4 protein-coding genes are annotated in these 4,483 nt (G+C 68.7%); all 4 read right to left on the bottom strand.

Annotated elements, in window-relative coordinates; genetic code table 11:
• Positions 1 to 30 precede the first annotated feature (30 nt).
• The 4 genes from AC1DOC_RS20765 to AC1DOC_RS20750 are packed head-to-tail and all read right to left on the bottom strand — an operon-like array spanning position 31 to position 4,396.
• Positions 31 to 1,722 (bottom strand): dipeptide ABC transporter ATP-binding protein, encoded by a 1,692-nt coding sequence (locus tag AC1DOC_RS20765; protein ID WP_478130399.1) that lies wholly within the window; start codon positions 1,720 to 1,722, stop codon positions 31 to 33.
• Positions 1,719 to 2,546, bottom strand: coding sequence for an ABC transporter permease (locus AC1DOC_RS20760; protein WP_015865982.1), 828 nt, complete (start codon positions 2,544 to 2,546; stop codon positions 1,719 to 1,721). Before AC1DOC_RS20760 ends, AC1DOC_RS20765 begins: the two co-directional genes overlap by 4 nt.
• Entirely contained in the window at positions 2,543 to 3,487 is a 945-nt protein-coding gene (locus tag AC1DOC_RS20755; RefSeq protein ID WP_478080101.1) for an ABC transporter permease, read from the bottom strand. The genes AC1DOC_RS20760 and AC1DOC_RS20755 overlap by 4 nt, the downstream gene beginning before the upstream one ends.
• A gap of 30 nt (positions 3,488 to 3,517) precedes the next feature.
• Entirely contained in the window at positions 3,518 to 4,396 is an 879-nt protein-coding gene (locus tag AC1DOC_RS20750) for a hydrolase (RefSeq protein ID WP_015865984.1), read from the bottom strand.
• Positions 4,397 to 4,483: the final 87 nt, after the last annotated feature.

Genomic DNA, 4,483 nt, shown 5'->3' with positions numbered 1-4,483 from the left:
CCTGCAGACAGATTCAAAAAAGGAGGTCGGTCAGGCGAAGGACGGGACGGGGCCCCCCTTGCTGGTTTCGGCCTGGCGTTCGGCCTCCGCGCCGAAGCGCCAGCGCAACCGCACGCCGCCGGCGCCGGTCGGCTCCAGCGCGGGAATCGCAGAGAGCAGCCTGCGCGTGTAGTCCTGCCGCGGCGCGTCGAACACGGTGTCGCGCGCGCCCTGCTCGACGATGCGGCCGTCCTGCATCACGATCACCCGGTCGGCCACCTGCTCGACCACGCCGAGGTCGTGGCTGATGAAGAGGCACGAAAAGCCGTGACGCTTCTGCAGCTCGGCAAACAGCTCGAGCACCTGCGCGCGCACCGTCACGTCGAGCGCCGACACCGGCTCGTCGGCGATCACGAAGGCGGGCCGGCGCACGAGCGCGCGCGCGATGGCCACGCGCTGCCGCTGGCCCCCTGAAAGTTCGTGCGCATGGCGCGGTGCAAAGGCGGTGCCAAGGCCGACTTCATCGAGCACCTCGGCCACGCGCCTTGCCTTCTCGGCGGGCGACATGCCATTGACCAGCCGCAGCCCCTCGCCGACGAGCTGGCCGACCGTCATGCGCGGGTCGAGCGAGGCGTACGGATCCTGGAACACCATCTGGCATTGCAGCCGGTAGTCGAACCAGCCGGCATCCGAGCGCGCGATGGGACGCCCCCGAAAAAGGATCTCGCCGCCGCTCGGTTTCAGCAGGCCGGCAATGCTGCGGCCCAGCGTGGTCTTGCCGGAGCCCGAGCCGCCGACGACGGCCACCACCTCGCGCGGGCGCACCACCAGATCGATGCCGTGCAGCGCACGCTTGGGCGCCCCCTTGGYGAACAGCCGGCGATGGCCGGGATAGTCGACCACGAGGTTGCGCACCTCAACGATGGGCGCTTCGTCCACCACCTGCCGCGCGGGCCGCCGTCGCGGCATGGCCCGCAGCAACTCGCGGGTGTAGGGATGCTTCGGGTGCGCGAGCAGGTCGTCGGTGTTGCCGGTTTCCTTCACTTCGCCGTGCCGCATCACGACCATGCGCTGCGTGAAGCGCGCGACCATCGGCAGATCATGGCTGATCATCAGCACGGCCGTGCGGTGCTCGCGCGTCAGGCCGACCATGAGCTCCAGCACGTCGCGCTGCACCACCGCGTCGAGTGCGGTGGTCGGCTCATCGGCGATCAGCAGCGCCGGCTCCAGCAGCATGACCGAAGCCAGCATCATGCGCTGGCGCATGCCGCCCGAGAACTCATGGGGCCAGGCCGTGCACGCGCCCTGGGGATCGCGGATGCCCACGCGTGCCAGCATGTCGAGGATGCGCGTCTGCCGATCGCCGGCCGAGAGATGGCTGCGGTGCAGCGCAAGCGCTTCGTCCAACTGCTTGCCGATGGTCATCGAGGGGTTCAGCGACGTCATCGGCTCCTGGAACACCATGCCGACGCGGGCGCCGCGCAGCTCGCGCAAGCGCGAAGTTCTGGCAAGCGCCAGGTCCTCGCCATCGAAAAGAATGCGGCCGGCCGTGCGCACCAGCGGCGGCGGCGTCAGGCCCATCAGCGCGCGCGCGGCCTGCGTCTTGCCGCTGCCAGACTCGCCGACGATGCCGACCATCTCGCCCGGCGCGATGTCGAAGGACACCTGGTGCACGATCTCGCGGCCGCCCATGCCGACCGCGAGCGTCAGGCCCTCCACGCTGACCAGGGGAGTTGTCGTCATTGCACACCCTTCATGCGCGGATCGAGCCAGTCGCGCACCGCGTCGCCCAGCAGATTGATGCCGAGCAGCGTCAGCGCGATGCACAGGCCCGGAAGGATGGAAAGGTAGCTGGCCTGCGCCATGAAYGGGCGCGCCGACGCCAGCATGTTGCCCCAGGTCGGCGCCGGCGGCGGCACGCCGAGCCCGAGGAACGAGAGCGCGCTTTCGGCCAGGATCACCCAGCCGAACATCGAGGTGGCCAGCACGGTGAGCGGCGCGGTGCAGTTGGGCAGCACGTGGCGCGCCATCGTGTAAAGCTCGGAGTTGCCGAGCACGCGCGACGATTCGATGAACTCCTTCTCGCGCAGCGACAGCACCGTGCCGCGCACGATGCGCGTCACCGAGGGCGTGTAGGCGAGCCCGAGCGCCAGCACGATGCCGTATTGGTTGGCGCCTACCACCGCCAGCAGCCCCAGCGCCAGCAGCAGGCCTGGGAACGCCAGCAGGGCGTTGTTGAAGGCCATCACGATGCGATCGGTCCAGCCGCGCAGGAAGCCCGTCAGCACGCCGACGATGCTGCCTGCCACGATGGAGAAGGTGACCGTCAGTACCGCGATCCACACGCTGGTGGCGGCGCCAGCCATCAGGCGCGACAGCTCGTCACGGCCGAACTCGTCGGTGCCCAGCAGATACCGGCCTCCGGGCAGCTTGAGCCGCGCGCCGAAATTGATGCGCAGCGGATCGTGCGGCGTCCACGCCAGGCTGACGAGCGCCGCCGTGACGATCGCACCGACGATGGCGATGCCGATCAGGGCATTGAGGGGTAGGCGTTTCCTGGCAGTCATTCGACGGCGACGCGAGGGTCGAACAAGGGATAGCAAAGATCGATGACGAGGTTCACCACCACGTAGATCACCGCCACGAACAGCAGGCACCCCTGGATCACCGGGTAGTCGCGCGCGAAGATCGCGTCGACCAGCAGCCGGCCGAGCCCGGGAATGGTGAACACCGTCTCRACGACCGCGATGCCGCCGAGCAGGTTGCCCAGCACCAGGCCGATCAACGTCCAGGTCGGGCCGAACGCGTTCTTGAAGGCATGGCGCACCAGCACCGCGCGCTCCGACAGGCCCTTGGCGCGCGCATGCGTGATGTAGTCGAGCCGCAGCACCTCCAGCGTGCTGGCGCGGGCCATGCGCATGAGCACGCCGATCTCGTGCAGGAAAAGCGTGAGCACCGGCAGCGCGAGGTAGAGCAGTCCGTTCTTCCAGTCTTCGGCAATGCCCACGTAGCCCACCACCGGCAGCCAGCCGAGCTGGAGGCCGAACAGCAGCAGCAACAGCAGGCCGAGCCAGAACGTCGGAATCGACACCAGCAGCGTGGCCGAGCCCACCAGCAGCAGGTCGGGCGCGCGGTTGTGCTTCCACGCGGCGATCATGCCGGCGGGCACCGCCACCATCGCGGCCAGCGCCACGGCGACCAGCACGATGCGGCCGCTGACCAGGAAGCGGTCGGCCACGAGCGAGAGCACGTCCTGGCCGCTGTTGATCGAGAGGCCCAGGTCGCCTTTCAGCACGTGGCCGAACCAGATGCCGAACTGCGCCGCCAGCGGGCGGTCGAGCCCCAGGCGGGCGCGCAGGTCGGCGAGGCTGGCGGGCGTGGCCAGGTCGCCGAGCAGCAGCTGCGCGGGGTCGCCTGGAATGAGCCGTATCAGGACGAACACCGACACCGCCACGATGAGCAGCGTGGGAATCGCCATCGCGATGCGGGCCGCGGCGAAGCGGAACATGGGCCTTCTTTCTGGTGTGTGKGGTGGGTGTCAGGCCGCCGAGGCCACGGCGCGCAGGTCGTGCAGCGCCTTTGCGAAGAAGTCTTGCACATGTCCCACGCAGGCCAGCCCGTTGTGCGGCACGTTGTCGAGCAGGTCGAACGCAACCTTCACGCCAGCGGCCTCGAAAGAACGGCGCAGCGCTTCGAGGCGCTCGGGCCGCGTGCGGCCCGTCTCATTGGCGCCCGGCATGAAGAACTTGCCGCCCTCGCGGTGCGTGATCTCCCAGGTCTCGATGTCCGCCTTGCCCGCGACCATGTGCACGGGCAGGCGGCGCAGCGCTTGCAGGTTCATCGGCTTGCCGAAACGGGTCTCGAAGTCCTTCGTGCCGACCCACCAGCCCTGCGCCGGATCGATCAGCGTAACGGAGCCGGGCGCGCCGATCGACGCCGCCCACAAGTGCTCCGGATGCAGCATGGCAAAGCGGTTGACGAACTGCCCGCCGCCCGAGTAGCCGAACAGCGCAAAGCGGCTGAAGTCAGAGGCGAATTTCTCGCCCACCTCGGCCACCATGTCCAGCAGGATCCGGTCGTAGTGGATGTCGGCCTCGACCAGGTGCTTGAAGCCGTCGCGGTTGCCGTCGCCGCGCACGCCGGCCGGAAACAGCGGACACAGCACGATGCAGTCGTTCCACTTGGCGAAGCCGCTGAAGGCCTCGCGGTAGTTGACGAAGGCGCGGCCGGTGCCGTGCACCACCACCACCAGCTGCATCGGCCGCGTGCCGGGCTGGCCGATGTGCTCGGGCACATAGGTGCAGTATGAGAACCGTGCATCGGCCCGCGACGCATAGATGGTGCTCAGGCCCAGGTCGTAGACGGCGCGGGCGCGGCGCTCGGCCAGGCCGGCAGGGACCTCGATGTTCTTTGTCATGAAAGCGTTCTGCGAATGAAGAGAGGAAAAGCGGCGGCAGGCCGCAACTACAGCGTGTACTCCCGGAAGTTGCGCGCCTCGTACGGC

The organism is Variovorax sp. 01T439_2 (assembly GCF_056398445.1).
This window is presented reverse-complemented; position numbering and strand designations above follow the sequence as displayed.